Origin of the sequence: Arthrobacter oryzae, from assembly GCF_030718995.1 — a bacterium.
GTDB lineage: Bacteria > Actinomycetota > Actinomycetes > Actinomycetales > Micrococcaceae > Arthrobacter > Arthrobacter oryzae_C.
In genome coordinates, this window is the sequence record NZ_CP132204.1 from 808,877 (window position 1) to 827,687 (window position 18,811).

Genomic DNA, 18,811 nt, shown 5'->3' on the forward strand with positions numbered 1-18,811 from the left:
GGAATTGTCGGCGGCACCACCTATGCTTCAGAGCATGAGCCGCAAAAGTGTGATCTTCGTTGACGCAGGTTTTCTCCTGGCCACGGGCGGTCTTCGGGTCACGGGGAATTCGCTGCGTTCTGCGTTTTCCGTCCAGTACAAGAGCCTCGCGGACGGCATCCAGTCTTTTGTGAGCGAGCGCGACAGCCGGGATCTGCTGAGGATGTACTGGTATGACGCCGCCAAGGATGGCGTGTTCAGCGATGAGCACAAGCGGATCGGCCTGCTGCCGGGCGTCAAAGTACGGCTGGGGCGGATGTCCTACAACGGCGAGCAGAAGGGTGTTGACCTCAAGCTCGGCCTGGACCTTGTGGGGGTCGCCCGGAACCGTTCGGCCGACGTCGCCTATCTGCTCTCCGGCGACGACGACCTCGCCGAAGCGGTGGAAGCCGCCCAGGACCTCGGCATGAAGGTGGTGCTGCTGGGGATCGAGAACCAGGGCCACCGGCTGGGAGTCACTGCGGTGGCGGAGCACCTGGCCCTGCAGGTGGACGACATCGCCACCCTGCCGCAATCGCTCCTGGACCGTTGCTTTGCCAAGTCGGCCCCGGTGGTTGCTGCCTATGCTGCCGCGTCCTCTGAAACCGGGGTTGAAGTCAGCGTGTCCGGCAACGGCGCGGGCCCCGCTCCCGGCACGCGACCTTTCCCGGGGCCGGGCATGGTTCCCGCCCTGGGAGCTGTAGCGGCCGAAGAGGGAGAAGCCGCTGCCGATGCGGAAGCTGCCGCCGGTGCCGGCACGGAGGCCGCCGAATCCCCCGCGGCTGCAGCGCGCGCCGCTGCTTCCGTTGCCGCCGGGCCGACCGGTCCATCAGGGAGGCCGGTGCCCACGCCGGGTCCGAGACGTGTGCCGCAGGATGTGCGGCCTGTTCCGGCAGCCGGCGCCGTGCGGCGGGAGCCCGTGTATTCCACTGCAACCGGCGCACCTGCAGCCCAAAGCCCCTGGTTCGACCTCGTGGAGAGTGCCGAAGCAGTGGCTGTCAGCCTCGCGGACAACTGGCACGGCAGCGTCAGCCAGCGTGAACTGAGCGAACTCCTTGCCGAACGCCCGCTGCTCCCGCCGACCATAGACCGGGTCCTGATCAAGGACTGTGCCGCGAAGATCGGTGAGGCGAAGACCGACCTCCAGGACATCCGCAAGGCCATCCGGGCAGCGTTCTGGCGCCGACTCGATGAGCTCGTGTAACAGCACCGGTCACAGCATTAGGCAGTGAGCGCCGGGCGGCGCTGAGCGGTCAACTCCAGGCCCGCCAGGGGTCCGGGCGGGACCGTCGCAACGGGTAAGTTGGAAGTATGTTTCCACGTACCTCCGGGCCCCGGCGGCCCGCGCTGAGTCGCGTCGCCGGCACGGCGGCCGCGGCCGCCTGCCTCGTAATTGCCGCCTCGGCCTGCTCGTCAGCCGTATCGATCGAGAATGCCGACGTTCCCGCCTGGCGGGCCACGGCCCTGCCGACAGCCAGCGGAACCGTCCTTGAGGACGCCGGCAAGATCCTCAACCGTGAGCCACTGGTCAAGGACGCGGCGGACGTTCCGGCCGGTGTGTACACCCTGACCATGACGTGCGACGGCGGAGGCAAGGCCTTCTTCACCGTCACCGCGGGCGGCACGAAGCTCGCCGAAGCGGGCGCCGCCTGCAACGGCAGCCGCGAGCGCGCAAAGATAACCGTGCCCGCCGCCGGCCGCGTGCAGGTCAGCACGGCCAGCGTGGATGCACCGCTCATCTACGCCTATCACCTGGCGGCAGGAAGCTAGCTTCGGCTGGCGGGGGTGTGACTTGCATCGTCCGCATGGGTGCGTATGCTCAGGGGCATGTCAGCTCTTTGGGGGAAGCGGATGTTGGGCGTCAGGGCGATTATGCCCGTTCTGATCCCGCTTGTGGCGGCGCTGGCAGGTTGTGAATACCCGGACGACCGTGAGGTGACGGGCGGCGCTGTATCCCCGCCGCCGTCGGACTCCAGCCCGGAGAGCCGGGTTACGCCCCACAGCCAGCAGGCCTACATCGATGCACTGTCGGAGCTGCTCGGGCCGCCGGGCGACGACCGCCTTCCTTATGCTGCGGGAAACGCGGCGTCGTGGGCGGCGGACATTTCCGCAGGAGAATATTTCCTCACGGCTGCCTGCGTGGCCGCGCCGGGTGCCGAGCTCACGGTGCAGTCAGGCAGTGCCGAGCCGGAACGCACATCATTCAGGTGCGGCATGGGCAAGGTGCTGTACCTGGATCACAAAGGCGGCCCGATCAACGCCCGAGTTGTTCCGTCCCCGGATGCGCCGTATGGGTACACAGGCCTCAGGCTGGACCCGGATCCGGCTCCCCGGGGTCCGTCCGCCGCTGAAACGACTGCCTGGGCGGCCGGGATGCTCGGCGCCGAACGGCCAGGCGAATTCCGGGGCTACCCCTGGGCAGGCAAGTGGCATCATTCCGGGCCGGTCGACGTGCCGGGGATGCTCACCATGACGTTAGTTTGCCAAGGCCCGGCCACCGTCGACGTCACCGTTCTCCAGCCCAGGGGTGAGGACCTTTTCTCCGGCACCGTTCCCTGCGGCAGGCCGTTTCCCGCGGACGTTCCGGTCGGTCGGGAGGGAGTTATGGTGATGGTGGACTCGAACAACTATCCCGTCCAGGCCGCCTACAGCCTGGTGCCCGCCGCCGGGAGCGGGCAGTAATGGCTGACCGGGTGGGACAGGGCGCGGTGTTCCTGGCCGCTGTCCTGCTCGCCGCCGGCGCGGCCGGGTGTGAATACGCGAACGACGTCGGGCCAGACCCGTCGCGACCGTCCGGGACAGGAACCACCGCGGCAGCCGGCCCCTTTCCGATCGCCTCCGTCGATCCCGAACTTGAGGCTGAGCTGGAACGCAACAAGGGCGCCGTGGAACTGATGATGGCGGACGTTCCCGCGGGTGCGGGCGGGGCAGCCGGTGGCATCAGCGGGCACAGTGCAGCCGGAGGCGGTTTGACGTACAACGGCGTCCTCACGAACGCGGGCACGTACACGGTGACGGCGGCCTGTATGGGCGCAGTGGAGGCGCAGTTGGTGATCACCTCGCGCGGAGCCGCGGGCAACTCCGAGGTCATCGATGTGCCGTGCGGGGAACCGGTCAGGCGGCAGCTTCAGCTTGGCACCGGGCCTGTGACTGCCTACCTGGTCAGTCCGGACGAAAGCCGGGTGCACAAAGCGGCTGTGGGCGCTGTACGCATCGGTTCAGCGCCCTGACACCGCGTTCTGACGTTACGTGCCGACAGGGACGGCGCTGTTTTGGTGCCGTCCGGAACCTCTCTGGTTTGAAGCTGGCGGCAGGCCTAGAGTCGGAGTATGCACACTGTGCAGGCACCCCGGGTGCCACGGCGGACGGCCGCGGCGGCCGCCGTCGTGCTTTCCGGGGTGCTGGCCGGCGCGGTTGCGCTGAGCGGTTGTGAGTACGTGTACGACGACGGCCGCGGGCCGTTGCCCACCGCGACGTCGCCGCCGTTCACGGACGCGGCGCTCCCGCAGGATCCCCGGCGGAACCTCCCGGTGACCGGGGCGGAACTTGACGACTGGGTTGAGCGGGTCCTCCCGGACACGGCGGGCCAGGTCTTCCACACGGGCTTCGGACTGCTCAAAGCGGGCACCACACGCCAGGAGAGCACAGGGCATCTGCCCAGCGGGACATACTCGCTGACGCTAGCCTGCAAGAGCCAGCGCAGAGTGTCGTTCACGGTGCGCAACGGGGAACTGGCGCTCGTGGACCTGAGCCTGCGGTGTGGAACGTCCAGGGTGAACGTGATCTATGTTTCCGAGGACGCCGTGCTCAGCGTGGAGGTGGCGGCCCAGACCGCTGCGAACTTCGCCTACCGGTTCAGCCGGATCTGAACACCGGTCTAATCCGAAAACCGGCTACGCGGCGCATCCTTCCGGGCACCGGAGGGTCTCCGGGCTGGAGGCGCAGTCCGGGCAGTAGAGCGTGAGGGTGCGGCAGCTCGGGTTGGAGCAATTCTCGAACTTGCTGGTGGGGGCCGAACAGCGCACACATTCACCGATGGTCTTGGCGTCCTCGCTGAATTCGAGGTGCATGCGCTTGTCGAAGACGTAGAGGGAACCCTCCCAGAGGCCCTGGTCCTTGAAGGTTTCGCCATAGCGGACGATCCCGCCGTCGAGCTGGTACACCTCCTTGAACCCCCGGTTCACCATGAGGCTGGAGAGAACTTCGCAGCGGATGCCGCCGGTGCAGTAGGTCACCACGGGCTTGTCCTTGAGGGCGTCGTACTTGCCGGACTCAAGTTCCTTGATGAAGTCGTGGGTGGTGGCCACGTCCGGAACGATGGCGTCCTTGAATTTGCCGATCTGGGCTTCGAACGCGTTGCGGCCGTCGAAGAACACCACGTCCTCGCCGCGTTCCTTCTTGGCGTCCACCAGCTGGTGGAGTTCCTCAGGCTTGAGGTGGGTGCCTCCGCCCACGACGCCGTCGGCATTGACCTTGAGTTCGCCGGGGGCTCCGAAGGACACGATCTCGTCCCGGACTTTGACACTGAGGCGGGGAAAGTCGGCAGCTCCGCCGTCGGACCACTTGACGTCAATTCCGTGGAAGCCCTTGTATTCGCGTGTTGTCTTCACGTACTGCTTGACGGCGTTCAGCTCGCCGCCTACGGTCGCGTTGATGCCGTCCTTGGAGATGAGGATGCGTCCGGTCAGGCCCAGCTTCTCGCAGAGGGCACGCTGCCAGAGGCGCACGGCGTCGGGGTCGGCGAGCGGAGTAAAGCCGTAAAAGAGCACAATCCTGTTTAGAGCCACGCATTTAAGGGTACTTGTTGACTGAAAGCGCCCGAAACGGGGCCTTAGACCCTACCGGCGGCGTCGGTCACAATTCGGTAAGCAAGACTGTTTCCCGAACCCTGACCCCTGTTGCTGAGGGCACCGCTGGAATACTCTCATCACATGAGCCCAGACGCCATGGTTGAAGACATCACCCGCCTCGTGGAAATCTGGGTGACCGGATGGGCCGGTTGCCGAGGCTACGAGACGCGGATGGAAGGCCGCTTCCCGGCGGTCCTGCGCGCGGACACCACCGGGGACTGGGAATACTTCGCCCACGATCCGTCGGACACCGAATTCTCCGAGCTTGCAGCCAGGACCGCTGAAGCACCGGCCCGGATCCTGACCGTCCTCACCAACGATGTGCAGCGATATTCCTATCTGGCCCAGCAGGTGGGCCTCAAGGTCACCTCCGCCTCCCAGACAATGATGATCGTGGACATGGAAACCCAGGACTCCGAAGATCCCTGGCTCTCGGATGATGACCTGAAACTGACCACATCCAAGAGCGACGGCGTCCACCATGCCGTGGTGCGCGCCGGCGAATCCCTGGCGGCGAGCGGTCGCGTATTCGTGGTGGGCCACACCGCGGTGTTCGACAAGATCGTCACCGAACCGGCCTATCAGCGGCGCGGGCTGGGCAGTTTCATCATGAAGGCGCTGGCGGCGCAGGCCTTCGAACACGATGTGGAAAACGGTCTGTTGCTGGCGTCCCTGGACGGTCAGAAGCTGTATTCGCACCTGGGCTGGACAACGCTGTGCCATGTGCTCATGCTGTCTGCCTCCGACGAGGGCGCCGACCTTTCCGTCGGCTGACCCCGCGTCCTGCACGTCGGCTGCCCCTGCCGGCGCTGCCGGCTGCTGATGCTGCCAGGTGCTGATCCGGGCTTCTCCTGCGGGCGATTTGAGCCCGGATGAAACAATATTGAAGTGAACCCGCATGACTCCCTGATTCCGCTGCTGGGCCGTGGCCCGGACCCGGAGCAGCTGCGTCATGTCCGCACCATTCCCGCGCGGCAGGCCGTGAACGAGCCCTGGCCGGAATGGGCCCACCCCGATCTCATCGAGGCCTACGGGTCCCTGGGCATCCACGAGCCGTACCGTCACCAGATCCAGGCAGCGAACCTTGCCCACGGTGGCGAACATGTGGTGATCGCCACCGGCACCGCCTCCGGTAAATCGCTGGCCTATCAGCTGCCTGCCCTGGACGCCATCCACCGCTCGGAGCTGCGGGTGCTATCCGAGCCGGGGAAAATCCACGACGACGGTGCGGTGGGCCTGTACCTCTCCCCCACCAAGGCACTGGCTGCCGACCAGCTCGCGGCCATCCGCTCGCTCAGGCTCCCGACTGTCCGGGCAGAAACGTACGACGGTGACACTGACCCGGCGTCGCGGCGCTGGATCCGGGACCACGCAAACCTGATCCTGGCCAACCCAGACATGCTGCACTTCGGCATCCTGCCCAACCACGCCTGGTGGGCCAGCTTCTTCCGCCGGCTCAAGTACGTCATCGTGGACGAGGCCCACAGCTACCGGGGCGTCTTCGGCTCCCACGTGGCCAACCTGATGCGCCGGCTGCGGCGCATCTGCGCCTACTACAGCGCCAATACCTCCCAACCCGGTCCAGTGTTCATCGCGGCCTCGGCAACGGCATCCGAACCGGGAACGTCTTTCGGCCGGCTCATCGGCGCACCCGTCCGGGCCGTGTCCGAGGATTCCTCACCCCACGGCTCCACCACTGTTGCCTTCTGGGAGCCGGCACTCACGGAGCTGCGCGGCGAGAACGGCGCCAAAGAGCGCCGTACCGCCGTGGCCGAAACCGCCGACTTGCTGGCCAACCTTGTCTCTTCCCGTGTCCGGACCATCGCGTTCATCAAGTCCCGGCGCGGCGCTGAGACCATTTCGGCCATTACCAAGCGGCTCCTGGACGAGGTGGATCCCAGCCTCCCCCAACGGGTGGCGGCGTACCGTTCCGGGTACCTGCCCGAGGAGCGGCGGGCGCTGGAGAAGGCCCTGAGGTCAGGGGAACTCCTCGGTGTCTCCAGCACGTCCGCCCTTGAACTCGGGATCGACATCTCCGGGCTCGACGCCGTCCTGGTTGCCGGCTGGCCCGGCACCAGGGCGTCCCTCTTCCAGCAGATCGGCCGGGCGGGGCGCGCCGGCCAGGACGCCATCGCCGCTTTCGTGGCCAGCGACGATCCGCTGGACACTTACCTGGTGAACCATCCGGAAGCCATCTTTGATGTCTCCGTGGAAGCCACGGTGTTCGATCCCTCCAATCCGTACGTGCTCGGGCCCCATCTGTGCGCCGCCGCAGCCGAACTTCCCCTCGGTTACGCGGAGCTTGATCTGTTCGGCCCGACGTCGGAGAAACTGCTGGACCAGCTCGTGTCGCAGGGCTACCTCCGCAAACGTCCGGCCGGCTGGTTCTGGACGCACCCGCAGAGCGCGGCGGCCATGGTGAACCTGAGGGCCGACGGCGGCGGCCCGGTGAGCATCGTCGACGCCGAAACGGGCTCACTGCTTGGGACCATGGACTCGCCCCAGACGCACTACCAGGCCCACACGGGTGCCGTCTATGTGCATCAAGGCGACAGCTACGTGGTGGAAGACCTGAACGAGGCGGACCACTGCGTGATGGTGCGCCGGGCCAACCCCGACTACTACACGACGGCCCGTGACGTGACCCAGATCGAAGTCCTGGAGACGCAGCGGACAGCTCAGTGGGGCGACGTCGCCGTGCACTTCGGGGACGTGAAGGTGACAACACAGGTGGTCTCCTTCCAGCGCAAGGCACTGATTTCGAATGAGATCCTGGGCGAAGAACCTTTGGAGCTCGGCGCCAGGGACCTGTTCACGAAGGCTGTCTGGTTCGTGGTGGACAACCGGTCGCTGACCGGTGCCGGACTGATCGAAGCCCAGTTCCCCGGCGCACTGCACGCAGCCGAACACGCTGCGATCGGGCTGCTCCCGCTCGTGGCGTCCAGCGACCGCTGGGATATCGGCGGTGTGTCCACCGCCATCCACGCCGACACCGGGGTGCCCACGATCTTTGTGTACGACGGGCACCCCGGCGGCGCCGGCTTTGCCGAACGCGGCTTCGACAAAGCCAAGGTGTGGCTCTCCGCCACCCGTGACGCCATCGCAGCCTGCGAATGCGACGCCGGGTGCCCGTCCTGCGTTCAGTCGCCCAAATGCGGCAACAAGAACAACCCGCTGGACAAGGCGGCGGCCATCACCCTGATCGACGTCCTCCTGAAGGACGCCACCGAACAGCCGGATGCTGCCCGGGCGGAAGAGCACGCAACCCCGTTCTGAGCCGGCTCATCGCTGCGTGGTCATCGGAGGGGGTCATGGAGTGCGGCTTATGGTGCGCGCTCATGGCGGCGGTCCCGCCCTGGCGTGGCCGGTAGCGGCGCCGAACATACTTCGGTGCAGGAGTTCCGTCCGGACTTCCACGGTGTCACCTCCCCCTTCGATGCAACGTGATATTTTCGCCCCGTGCCGGGCCGCAACGTTGGCTGCAACGGAGCACGGCACACCCTGGGTGATCCCGCGCAGCGCGTCGGCTGCCGCGAGCGCGGCGAGGTCGGCGGCCGAAGCAGCCCTGGACGCCATCACGGCGGACTGGGCCAGCAGCAACATGAGCGCCATGGCAACCATCACCACCATTCCGAGCCCGGCGGCCAGAACTGTTCCGGATCCACGCTCACGGGCAGTCCGCCGGTCGCGTTGCAGATGACCCGTCTGAGGGATGCCCTGGTCCGGACTCCTCCGGGCTATCACGAGGCCGCGGCTTCCGAAATGTGTTCCCGAGCCGGTACGGGCAATACATCTTCGCTCAATGCAAGGACGGGCAACGCCGCCACGGACTGGCTCTCCGCCGGATGCAGGCTTGCGGACCGGGCGGTTTCTCCCCGTGCCAGGGCCCGGGCGGAGAGCGTCCACGGCAACATTGAGCCGACGGGGCCGGAGACCCTGCCTGAAACGGTGACGCTTAGCCATTCGCCCTCGGCCACGATCGACGATGATGCCGAGGCACCGGCAAGCTGCCGAACTATCCCCTGCACAGCTCCGGAATCCTCGCCGCGCGCCAGTGCCCTCGCTCCGGCCCGTGCCGCCTCCTCGAGCCGTAGCTGGGTAATCCCCGCCGCCGAGCCCGCGAGCAGGAGCGCCAGGAGCAGAAGGACTGCCGGCAGCGCCACCGCGAACTCGGCAGTGACAGCTCCACAGTCCTTCCCCGAACCGCGGACCCCCTTCATCGCCGTTTCCCGGCCGCGCACGCCCATCGTCATGGCAGCGCCAGCGCCGTCCGGATCAGGGTCAACAGGAATCCCCTGACTTCATCACTGCGAAGGATGAACACCAGTATCCCGGCAAAACCCACGGCGGCGAGGGTGGCGATGGCATATTCCGCGGTGGCCATTCCCACCTCGGATCCCATCAGCCGTCTGCGCGTCCGGGTCGCCGCGGGCGCCGCGGGCGCCGCGTCCCTGGCACCGGGGTAGAGCTCCACGACGTCCGCATCTGCGGGACCGGAGGGCTCGGACTGGGCGTACGAACGGTGGTTGGATGTGGTTGACATGGCAGTTCCTTTCATTTTCTCCGGCGGATTTGCCGGCTGTTTCGACTCTCCCGGCCCGCCCGAAGCGAGATAAGGGAGAAGTTTGGCTAAGTGGAAAAGACTGCTGCGCGGCGGCTGTGGAGGAACACTTGGGCACCATGCGCCCCCGTTCATGACCTCTGTGTCAGGGCCCGGGTCAGCTTCCGGTCGGAAGCATCGCGAGCAGTACCGGCACCACGCCGAGGCAGATGAAGGCGGGGAGCGAACAGAGGCCTAGCGGGACCACCAGCCGGACGCCGAGGGCAGCCGCACGCTTTTCCGCCGCCCGATAGCGTTCGCGCCGCAGCCTTGCTGCCTGGGCGTAAAGAATGGCCGACGACGGCGCCCCGGTGAGGGCGGCGAAACCGAGAGCCTGCCGCAGGACCAACAGTTCAGGAGTCCGGGACTCGGAACTGCGCCAGGCTGTTTCCCAGTCGGCACCGATAGCCAGCGCTGACACCACCGGCCGTAGTGAGCGGTGATATTCCGGTGACGCCGAGTGTGCAATGAGCTCCAAGGCACGCCCGATCCCCGATCCGGCATCCAGCATGGCACCGATCAGCTCCAGCATCATGGCAGTGTCGCGGAGGCCCCCGCCGGAGAGCCCCGGCGGCCCGGCCGTTGTTGTTCCGCCGTCACCGTTCCTTCCGCCCTCCGGCTGCAAACGGCGCTGCCGGAGCAGCCGCCTGTGCGCGCCACCGCGCCCGGACACCGCCAGCATCGCGGCCAGGGCCAACACCAGTGCCACGCCCACGGACGGCAGCCATGGCGCTGTCATGGCGCTGTCATGGCGTGCCAATTGCGGAGCGGACGAGCCTGGCGGACCAGATCCGGCCTGCGACTGTCAGCACCATACCTGCTGCAAGTGCAGCCATCCCCCACGGCGTGCCAAGCAGGATCGACAGCGGATCCACCCCAAGCAGGACCCCGAGCCCAAGACCCAGCAGCGGCAGCCATGTCAGGAGGGTAACGGTGGCCTTCGGTCCCGCCAGGGCGGTCTGGCGGGCGGCTTCGGCGTCGTCCTCCACTTCGAGCTGCGCGGCCAGACGGGTCAGGACGTCCGCCAGCGGGCATCCACTCGCTGCCGCAATGTCAAAACAGGCTGCAAGCTCGCCCCAGATTCGCTGTTCCCGGCTGTGGCTCCCGTGGAAGGCCGTCGCGGACGCCGCCCGGATGGCGTCCGCGACGGTAGCGCCCCGCTTCGCGGCTCCCCGGGCCACCGACACCATGGACAATGACGCAGGCGAGAGTCCGGGCCCGTCGTCAGGTCCGTCCCCGGTCCGCTCCTCCACGGCATAGACCAGCCAGAGTTCATCCCAGAGCCGCGACGGTGTCCGGCCGCCTTTGAGGAGGGCGGCCAACTGCTGGACAACGACTGTCATGGACACGCAGTCCGGGCGTTGACGGGACTTTCCGTGCCAACCGGCGCGCCGGTTCCCCGGGGCACCGCGCCGGCCGCCACCGGAGCCCCGCCCGCCAGAGCCTTTCCCGCCGCTGGCGCGCAACGGCGGATACCCGGTGTTCAGCGCCCTGCGGATCCTTCCTGAACGGCCGCCAGGGGGCCTTACCAACAGCCACGCGGCGAGTGCAAGCGCTGTGACAAGGAGAACCATCATCCGCCGGCTCCGGTCACGGGTAGCGGCGGCATCGCATCGCCGTCGGCTGTTTCGAAGTCGTCGATCCCAAGCCGCCGGGCCAACCTTGGCCACGAAGGCCCCAGGCTGACATTGCCCGCGCGGACGGCAACGGCCACCGAGACCTCCAAGCCGTGGGCGCCGTCTTCAACGACACCGATGCACGCCACGTGACGTACACCGTGCGCACGCTCAACATGCACCACCACGTCCAGGGCGCTGGCCACCTGCAGGCGCATGGCGTCCTGGCCCATGCCGGCGAGGGCGCCCAGGGCTGTGAGCCGGGCAGGCACGGCGGCAGCCGTGTTGGCGTGGATGGTGCCGCCGCCTCCGGTGTGTCCGGTGTTCATGGCCGTCAGCAGTTCGCGGACCTCGGCTCCGCGGCACTCGCCAACCACCAGGCGGTCGGGCCTCATCCGGAGGGCCTGCCGGACCAATTCCGCTAAATCCACGGCACCGCCGCCTTCGAGGTTGCCGTGCCTTGATTCGAGCGACACCACGTGCGGATGCACCGGGTTCAGCTCGGAAGCATCCTCGATCAAAACGAGCCGTTCACCGGGATGGCTCAGCCCCAGCAGGGTGGAGAGCAGCGTTGTCTTTCCTGATCCGGTGGCGCCGCTGATCAGGAAACTCAGGCGCCGGCTGAGCATGCGTTCCAGTACGTCCTGGACCATGGCTCCAAACATTCCGCCGTCCCGGAGCTCGTCCAGCGTGAACACCTCGTGACGGCGGATTCGAACGCTCAGAAGCGTGCCGGCCGTGGAGATGGGCGGCAGGACAGCGTGGATGCGGTATCCGGCCTCCAGCCGGACGTCGACGCACGGGGAACCGTCGTCGAGGCGCCGCCCGCCTGCCGCCACGAGCCGGGAAGCCAGGGCACGGACCTCACCTTCTGAGGAAAACGACACCGGTGCCTGCTCCAGGCCGTTCCCGCGGTCCAGCCAGACGGAATCCGGGGCGTTGACGAAGATGTCTGTCACGGCCCGGTCCCTGGTCAGCACCTGCAGCGGCCCCAGCCCATTGAGCTCCGCACTGATCTGTTCGACGGCCGCCAGCGCCCCTGCCGTCCCCAGCAGCCTGCCCGTGGCCTGCACCGCCACTGCCACCCGGGACGGCGTCACCGGGCCGGATTCGGCCATCACCGACTCCCTGACGGACTCGAGCAGCCCGGCGTCCAGAACCCTGCTTTGCCGCCGCCTCGGGCCGCCGGACGGACCAGGAAACCGTGCCGGCCCCGGCGCCTGCGAGGGGGCGCTCACGGAAGGTCACCGCCCAGCAGGTCCAGGACGGAGGCCGCAAACCGGCGCACGCTGCGCCGGCGGCCCATCTCCAGCAGGCGGCCGAGCTCCGTGGCGTTGGCCGCGCCCTTCACCTCCGGGACGAGTCCCTGCAGCGGCAGCCCAACGGATTCCGCGATCAGCGGCCCGTCGAGGACGGCCCCCGCCTTGCCCCGGATGACCAGGGCCGTCTCCACCGGCGGAAGTTCCTGCAGCAGCCGGGCGGCGGAAACGGCCGCTTTCAGTTGCGCGGGCGCCACCACCAGGATGCGGTCACAATCCCAGGCAAAGGTGCGCAGAGGTTCCGTTCCGCGGCCGATATCCACCAGCACCAGTTCATAGCCCCGCCGTGCGGCGTCAAGAACCCCGCCAACGGTGCCGGCTTCCACACCGGGTTGGCGTTCCCGGCTGCCCGGCCAGGACAGGAAGGAGAACCCTCCCGCTACGGGCAGCGCGTCCGACAATTGTTCGGGGTCGATGCTCCCGCTCGCCTCCGAAAGGTCGGTCCACCGCAGGCCCGGTGATTCCTCGGCAGCCAAGGCAAGCTCCAGGCCGCCGCCCCAGGGATCGCCATCGATCAACAGGACCCGGGCTCCCCACTCCGCCGCCGCCTGGGCGATCCAGATCGCAGCAGTGGTTGCGCCCGCTCCCCCGCACCCGCCGGTCACACCGAGGACGAGTCCGCCGGCTTCCGGAGACCGGGACCGGCTCAGGTATTCAGCCAGCCACGCGGCAGCATCCGGAAGAACAGCAACGCGTTCCGCGCCCAAGGCTGCGGCAAGGTGCCAGAGACTGTCACCCTCGCCGCCCAGGCCCACGAGGACGGCAGGTGACCGGCGGCGCGGCGGCAGCTCGCGGATATCGCTGCCTATGAGGACCGCGGCCGCGGTGTCCCAGAAAGGCGCCGCTTCGGTGGCATCGGCTGCCACGCGAAGCTGTCCGCCGGCAGCGGCGACGATCCGTTCCACCTCGCCGCGCAGGAAGTCGAAACCGGTCACCAGCAGTGTTTCCGCCGACTCGGCCGGGAGCCACGCCCCGGGAGCCCGCGCACCCGTCTGGACGTCCCTGGCGGCGGCAACACCGCGGGATGCGGCGCGGGCCGGTGCCGCCCGCGCTGACCGGCGCTGCGCGCGACCCGGCTCCCGCGCCCCCTCCGGTGCCCCGGGCGCTGGACGGTTAGCCGTCACGGGGCCGGAGCGGGTGGATTCGGGCGCGGACTCCGGAGTGGGTTCCTGAAGATGCTGCCTGCTCATCCTGCCACTGTGCCGGGCGGCCGGACCCTGCTGACAGACCCCCTGCACGCCATGTGGACAACCCCGCTGAACCGCACGCCTGTGGAGGAATTGTGGGGCGGCGCAAACAACGCCCTCCACAAGGCAGAATGATGACTATGTATCTGCTGCTGTCCGCCCACGCTGACGGCGCAGCCCTCCAAGAACTCGCGGCAGACGGCACTCCCGCCCCGGCCAACCCCGAACCGCGCCTCATCAGCTCCGGTGAGCTGGCCGGCGTCGTACATGAACTCGAAAAGCGCCGGCCGCGCTGGATCTGGCACCGGACGCAGGACTGGTACCCCGCGCTGCTGACCCAGGGGGTGGAGCTGGAGCGCTGCTACGACCTCACGCTCTGCGGCGCCATCCTGGCCCATTCGGAGTTCACGGCACACACGGCCTACGCCCGAACTGCGGAAAAGCTCACGCAGGACGACGATTCCCAGCAGCCGCCCCGCAGCCTGCAGCCACCACCCCAGCCGGCGCACCAGGGGGCCTTGTTCGAGGACTCCGGATTCAGCCGTGTGCCCAGGCACTCGCTTGAAGAGCTGCGGACCGAATACGCCGCCCAGCAGGAAGCGCTGAGCCAGGCGGGCACCGATGCGAACCGCAGGCACCGCCTGCAACTACTCCTTGCCGCGGAATCCGCCGGAGCCATGATCGCCTCGGAAATGCAGCACACCGGTGTGCCTTGGCGTGAAGAGCTGCACGAACAGATTCTGGTGGACTACCTCGGCCCGCGCCCGCAGCTTGGCCACCGGCCCGCCAAGCTTGAGGCGCTGAACACGGAGCTCCGACGGCTCCTGAACTCGCCGGGCCTGAACCCGGATTCGCCGCAGGAACTCATGCGCGCCCTGCACCGGAACGGCATCGAAGTGAAGACCACCCGGCAATGGGAGCTGAAGGAATCCAGCCATCCTGCCATCGAGCCGCTGCTGGCCTACAAGAAGTTGTCCCGGCTGCATACGGCCAACGGCTGGGCCTGGCTGGATGCCTGGGTGAACAACGGCCGCTTCCAGCCCGAGTATGTGGTGGGCGGCGTCGTTTCCGGACGGTGGGCTTCCCGTGGCGGAGGTGCCCTGCAGATTCCGCGACAGATCCGCGGCGCCGTCCACGCCGATCCCGGCCACAAACTCATCGTCGCCGACGCCTCGCAGCTGGAACCGCGGGTGCTGGTGGCCCTCGCCCAGGACTCCAAAATGGCGGAAGCAGCCCGCGATAAGGACCTCTATGCCGGCATCGCGGCACAGGGTTTCGGAGGTGACCGCGCCAAAGCAAAGGTAGCCCTGCTCGGTGCCATCTACGGTGCGACGACGGGTGAATCGGGACGACTCATGCCGCAGCTGACCCGCACATATCCTCGTGCCGTCGGCTTCGTGGAACAGGCCGCCCGTGACGGCGAAGCGGGCGGAACGGTCACGTCCCGGCTGGGCCGCAGCAGCCCGCCGCCGTCGGACCGCTGGCTGCGAAGCCAGCAGTCCACCACTGCTGAGGAACAGCGGCGGGCAGACGCGGTGGCCCGCTCCCGCGGCCGGTTCACCCGCAACTTCGTGGTCCAGGGGTCAGCCGCTGACTGGGCCGCCTGCTGGCTGGCGGAACTACGACGCCGGCTCCGGGCCATGCGGACGCCGGGCCAGCCGGCCGGCGAACTGGTGTTCTTCCTCCATGACGAGGTGATGGTTCACTGCCCCGACGATGCGGTGGACGCCTGCATCGCAGCCATCGAGGAGGCGGCCGCGGCAGCAAAGGAACTGCTGTTCGGCCGGATTCCGGTGGAGTTTCCGGTGAGCGTGGCAGTGGTGGACTCGTACGACAAGGCGAAATAGTCCCAAAAGTCGCCCTCCGTAACGTACCCGCTGGTAGCTTTGTGAACTGTCTCACGCTCCGGTTAAGCTCAATTAGCCGGTTCGCAGCAGTGGCAGTGCAGCACCGATAAGGAACCGGCCGATGCAATGACGCATGGAATCTTGGGGAGGCACCACACAGTGGCTGGCACTTTTGAAATTGTTAACGCCGAAGAAGAGAATTTTTACTTCCGGCTCAAGGCCGACGACGGCACGGTAGTGGCGGTTTCGCCACGGTTTAGGACACTGAAGGGCGTAGTCGCGGGCATCAATGCGGTGCGGGAAAGCGCAGCGACAGGACTAGTAGTGAACCGTTCCTAACCCGCCGGCAAAATCACACCTCACGGTCACACGTCGATGACGTGCATGCGGGTCCGATCCCACGGAACGGACCAGCCGAGGTGATCGAACAGTTCGTTGAGGATCATTCCGGTAAACCCCCACACCACCACCTTGTTCACCACGAAGGCGGGGCTGAGGAACGACTGGCTGCCCCGGCTGACGGAGGCCATGACCCGGTTGTCCGGGTCCAGCAGGTCCCGGACCGGGACCCGGAAAACCTGCGCCGACTCACCGTAGTCCACTACACGGACCGGGGAAGGCGAGTGCCACCAGGCGAGCACCGGCGTCACCAGGAAATTCCCGCGGGGCAACGCCAGTTGCGGCATGGCACCCAGTACTTCAACGCCGCCGGAGTCCAACCCGGTTTCCTCCTCTGCTTCACGGAGGGCGGCTTCAATGGGCGTCTCTCCGGGGTCGATCCCGCCGCCGGGAAATGCCACCTGGCCCGGGTGGTCGTCCAGGGTGTGGGCCCGTTCCAGCAGGAGGACGTCAAGGTCGGCCGGAGCCAACGGCTTGCCCGAAGCAGCGGGCACGTTATCCAGGGCGCCGAACAGCATCAGCACGGCGGCCTTGCGGGCAACGGCGTCATCAACGGAGAGATCGCGCCAGTACGGATTGCGCGCCGGACCGGTCCCGGCTTCGATGGCGGCAATAAGGTCGATGAGGTCCTGGCGGGCAGTCATTTCCCCCGCTTTTGTGATTCCATGCGGATTTCGGCAGCCCGGTGTGTTTCCGCCAGGAGCTGGGCCAAAAGGGCTTCCTGGCCCGGGGCGAGCTCGTATTTGAGCAGCTTGCCCGCCTTCTGCGGGTCCGTCTCCCCCGCCCCGTAGCTGGGGCACCAGGTGGCCACGGCACATGCACCACAGGCAGGTTTGCGCGCGTGGCAAACGCGCCGCCCGTGGAACACCACCCGGTGGGACAGCATGGTCCAGTCACGCGGTTCAAAGAGTTCTGCCACGTCCGCTTCGACCCGCACGGGATCATCCGATTCGGTCCAGCCGAACCGGCGTGCGAGCCGGCCAAAGTGCGTGTCCACGGTGATTCCGGGAATGCCGAAGGCGTTGCCCAGCACCACGTTGGCGGTTTTCCGCCCCACCCCGGGCAGCGTCACCAGGTCCTGCAGCCGGGGCGGAACTTCCCCGTCGTACTCGTCCACCAGCCGGTTGCACAGCGCCATCACGTTCCTCGCCTTCGCGCGGAAGAACCCGGTGGGCTTGAGGATCACTTCGAGCTCGGCAGGATCGGCCTCAGCCATGCTCCGGGCGTCCGGATACCGCGCGAACAGCATTGGCGTGATCTGGTTGACCACCACGTCGGTGGTCTGGGCCGAGAGCACCGTGGCCACCAGGAGCTCGAAGGGGCTGCGGAAATCCAGCTCGGCGTGTGCGTACGGATAGAGCTCCGCGAGCGCCCGGTTGATCCTGCGGGCGCGCCGCTTCAGCGCCAGCAGTGATTCCCCGGACGTCCGCGGAGTAATGCTGCCCGGCTTCGGTGTGCCGGAAACAGGGGCCATCAGGTACCCGGCTAGCCGCGCTCGATGTTGCTGAGGTCGCGCAGTACGCCCACCCGGCCATCAGTGTGCTGCACCAGGAATTCGTGTCCGCGGTCCTCCAGTGCCAGTACCCACCCACCCGGCTCGATCACGAAGGCGGGCATGCCCGTCCGCTCGTCGACGGCCGTCCGCGGCTGGGCCACGGCGAACCAGAACGCCTCATGGACCGGCTGTTCGTCGTGCTCCTCGGGACGGCTGGACGGGTCGACTGTGGCGCCGATCGGCTCCTGCGACCTGACCTGCGGGTTCAGCATCGTCGCAGCGGGCGCTGTCGCAGCGGGCGAGGCTGCGGACGCGGACGCAGTGGACGCCGAAGCGGCTGGCGCCGAAGCAGCCGGCTCCGCACCCGTGGCGGGACCGGAGGCGGACCCGCGGCCGGCCGCGGCGGGAACGGCCGCTGCCTGCGTCGCCTCCGCGGCGGGAACGGCCGCTGCCTGCGTCGCCTCCGCGGCGGAAGGAACGACGTCGGCGGCCTGCGTCGGGGGCGAAGCGTCGGTACCGCGGCTGGCGGCACCTGCACCTACTGCCGCTGCGGCCGTGGCGGCGGCGGCGTTGTTGCCGGACGCGTTGCCCGGCGTGGCCGCGGCAGCTGCCGCCGGAACGGCGTGTCCCAGCGGCGCACCTCCCTGCGGCGCGGCGCCCTGCGTTGTCCCCCTCGGCGTTGCTGCATGCTGTGTTGTCCCGTAAGGGGTTGCGCTGTAAGGGGTTGCGCTGTGAGGAGCTTCAGTGGCAGCCGCGCCAGCGGCGCCCCGGCTGGCGTTTCCTGCGCCACCGGGCGTCAGCCGCTTCGACCAGCCAGCCAGCGCGCTGGAGCCCGGTTCCTTGGCTGCTTTGGGCTCCTTCGGGGCGCTTGGCTTGCGGAACGGCGCGGCGGACTCACGTGCCACAACATGCGCGGGAACCTCGGCCCGGTCCAGGAAGTCACCGGCAAAGAACGGAATGAAGCGTGCAAGCACAGTGGCGACGAAGAGGCCCACGGATCCAATCAGCCCCACCAGCATGACGGGAGCGAAGTCCTCGGCGGCAGCAAGGAAGAAAAAGCCAAGTGCGAAGGACGCGACTACGGAGGCGAACTGGTCAATGGACAGTGAGCCGATCCGCACCTTGGATGCGGGGCTCAGCCGGCGGGCGGCAAAAAGGGCTGTCACGATCAGCGGCAGGATGACTCCCAGGCCCAGGAAGAAAAGGCTGCCCAGGTTCCACAGGTTGTACCGGGACTCGAACATCGGGATCAGCGAGGCTACCAACAGAATCAGCGTCGAGGCCATGACGGTGAGGTCGCGCACAGTGAACGGACCGAGGACGGTTTCGTTCTTCGTGGCCGTCAGGCTGCTTCGCGCGGACTTGGACCCGTCCGCGCCGGCCGGCTTGCCGGATTTCGCCGGTTCAGATGCCTGGCCGGGGTGATGGACAGCTTTGTGCTGCCCATGGCTTTGCTGGTTCATTCTGTTCTCCTTAGCAC

The 18,811-nt window shown here is 67.6% G+C and carries 20 protein-coding genes; 9 read left to right on the top strand and 11 right to left on the bottom strand.

The genetic code is table 11. The features are described from left to right. Nucleotides 1–34 precede the first annotated feature (34 nt). The 5 genes from Q8Z05_RS03750 to Q8Z05_RS03770 all read left to right on the top strand — a co-directional run bounded on the left by Q8Z05_RS03750 (nt 35) and on the right by Q8Z05_RS03770 (nt 3,887). Complete coding sequence (locus tag Q8Z05_RS03750) at nt 35–1,222, top strand: NYN domain-containing protein (RefSeq protein ID WP_305942158.1); 1,188 nt, start codon at nt 35–37, stop codon at nt 1,220–1,222. A 107-nt stretch (nt 1,223–1,329) separates the two neighbouring features. Then, the gene (locus Q8Z05_RS03755; RefSeq protein WP_305942159.1) at nt 1,330–1,788 is read left to right on the top strand and encodes a hypothetical protein; all 459 of its coding nucleotides are present in this window, start codon (nt 1,330–1,332) and stop codon (nt 1,786–1,788) included. Nucleotides 1,789–1,845: 57 nt separating this feature from the next. After that, the gene (locus Q8Z05_RS03760) at nt 1,846–2,700 is read left to right on the top strand and encodes a hypothetical protein (RefSeq protein ID WP_305942160.1); all 855 of its coding nucleotides are present in this window, start codon (nt 1,846–1,848) and stop codon (nt 2,698–2,700) included. After that, nucleotides 2,700–3,248 (top strand): hypothetical protein, encoded by a 549-nt coding sequence (locus Q8Z05_RS03765; RefSeq protein ID WP_305942161.1) that lies wholly within the window; start codon nt 2,700–2,702, stop codon nt 3,246–3,248. The genes Q8Z05_RS03760 and Q8Z05_RS03765 overlap by 1 nt, the downstream gene beginning before the upstream one ends. Nucleotides 3,249–3,347: 99 nt before the next feature. Beyond that, entirely contained in the window at nt 3,348–3,887 is a 540-nt protein-coding gene (locus Q8Z05_RS03770) for a hypothetical protein (protein ID WP_305942162.1), read from the top strand. Nucleotides 3,888–3,911: 24 nt separating this feature from the next. Here Q8Z05_RS03770 and trhO read toward each other — a convergent pair whose 3' ends face one another. Continuing rightward, nucleotides 3,912–4,805, bottom strand: coding sequence for an oxygen-dependent tRNA uridine(34) hydroxylase TrhO (gene trhO, locus Q8Z05_RS03775; RefSeq protein ID WP_305942163.1), 894 nt, complete (start codon nt 4,803–4,805; stop codon nt 3,912–3,914). A 144-nt stretch (nt 4,806–4,949) separates the two neighbouring features. Here trhO and Q8Z05_RS03780 point away from each other — a divergent pair, with 144 nt between their 5' ends. Both Q8Z05_RS03780 and Q8Z05_RS03785 read left to right on the top strand, forming a co-directional pair. Then, on the top strand, nt 4,950–5,642 hold the full coding sequence (locus tag Q8Z05_RS03780) for a GNAT family N-acetyltransferase (protein ID WP_305942164.1): 693 nt from the start codon (nt 4,950–4,952) through the stop codon (nt 5,640–5,642). Between the two features lie 114 nt (nt 5,643–5,756). After that, nucleotides 5,757–8,144, top strand: coding sequence for a DEAD/DEAH box helicase (locus Q8Z05_RS03785; RefSeq protein WP_305942165.1), 2,388 nt, complete (start codon nt 5,757–5,759; stop codon nt 8,142–8,144). A gap of 60 nt (nt 8,145–8,204) precedes the next feature. Here Q8Z05_RS03785 and Q8Z05_RS03790 read toward each other — a convergent pair whose 3' ends face one another. The 7 genes from Q8Z05_RS03790 to ssd form a co-directional block, all read right to left on the bottom strand. After that, entirely contained in the window at nt 8,205–8,480 is a 276-nt protein-coding gene (locus Q8Z05_RS03790) for an Rv3654c family TadE-like protein (RefSeq protein WP_371745920.1), read from the bottom strand. A gap of 128 nt (nt 8,481–8,608) precedes the next feature. Next, on the bottom strand, nt 8,609–9,121 hold the full coding sequence (locus Q8Z05_RS03795) for a TadE family type IV pilus minor pilin (protein ID WP_305942167.1): 513 nt from the start codon (nt 9,119–9,121) through the stop codon (nt 8,609–8,611). Then, entirely contained in the window at nt 9,118–9,426 is a 309-nt protein-coding gene (locus Q8Z05_RS03800; protein ID WP_371745921.1) for a DUF4244 domain-containing protein, read from the bottom strand. The genes Q8Z05_RS03795 and Q8Z05_RS03800 overlap by 4 nt, the downstream gene beginning before the upstream one ends. A 160-nt stretch (nt 9,427–9,586) precedes the next feature. Next, nucleotides 9,587–10,207, bottom strand: a complete 621-nt coding sequence (locus Q8Z05_RS03805; protein WP_305942169.1) for a type II secretion system F family protein — start codon at nt 10,205–10,207, stop codon at nt 9,587–9,589. A gap of 7 nt (nt 10,208–10,214) precedes the next feature. Then, nucleotides 10,215–10,811, bottom strand: coding sequence for a hypothetical protein (locus tag Q8Z05_RS03810; protein WP_371745922.1), 597 nt, complete (start codon nt 10,809–10,811; stop codon nt 10,215–10,217). 230 nt (nt 10,812–11,041) lie between these two features. Further along, entirely contained in the window at nt 11,042–12,322 is a 1,281-nt protein-coding gene (locus Q8Z05_RS03815) for a TadA family conjugal transfer-associated ATPase (RefSeq protein WP_371745923.1), read from the bottom strand. Then, entirely contained in the window at nt 12,319–13,593 is a 1,275-nt protein-coding gene (ssd, locus tag Q8Z05_RS03820; RefSeq protein ID WP_305942171.1) for a septum site-determining protein Ssd, read from the bottom strand. The genes Q8Z05_RS03815 and ssd overlap by 4 nt, the downstream gene beginning before the upstream one ends. A gap of 137 nt (nt 13,594–13,730) precedes the next feature. On the opposite strand from ssd, the gene Q8Z05_RS03825 reads away from it, so the two are divergent. After that, nucleotides 13,731–15,437 carry a bifunctional 3'-5' exonuclease/DNA polymerase gene (locus Q8Z05_RS03825; protein WP_305943474.1) on the top strand — a complete coding sequence of 569 codons (1,707 nt, stop codon included), beginning with the start codon at nt 13,731–13,733 and terminating at the stop codon, nt 15,435–15,437. A gap of 159 nt (nt 15,438–15,596) precedes the next feature. Beyond that, the gene (locus Q8Z05_RS03830; protein WP_305942172.1) at nt 15,597–15,776 is read left to right on the top strand and encodes a YegP family protein; all 180 of its coding nucleotides are present in this window, start codon (nt 15,597–15,599) and stop codon (nt 15,774–15,776) included. A 26-nt stretch (nt 15,777–15,802) separates the two neighbouring features. Here the strand turns inward: Q8Z05_RS03830 and Q8Z05_RS03835 are convergent, their stop codons facing one another. From Q8Z05_RS03835 to Q8Z05_RS03845, 3 genes are read right to left on the bottom strand one after another with little or no spacing between them, the layout of a single operon-like run. Continuing rightward, the gene (locus Q8Z05_RS03835; protein WP_305942173.1) at nt 15,803–16,480 is read right to left on the bottom strand and encodes an NUDIX hydrolase; all 678 of its coding nucleotides are present in this window, start codon (nt 16,478–16,480) and stop codon (nt 15,803–15,805) included. Beyond that, a complete protein-coding gene (nth, locus tag Q8Z05_RS03840) occupies nt 16,477–17,310 on the bottom strand; it encodes an endonuclease III (protein ID WP_305942174.1) in 834 nt (277 codons plus the stop codon). The genes Q8Z05_RS03835 and nth overlap by 4 nt, the downstream gene beginning before the upstream one ends. Before the next feature lie 11 nt (nt 17,311–17,321). After that, a complete protein-coding gene (locus Q8Z05_RS03845) occupies nt 17,322–18,794 on the bottom strand; it encodes a hypothetical protein (protein ID WP_305942175.1) in 1,473 nt (490 codons plus the stop codon). Between the last annotated feature and the right edge of the window lie 17 nt (nt 18,795–18,811).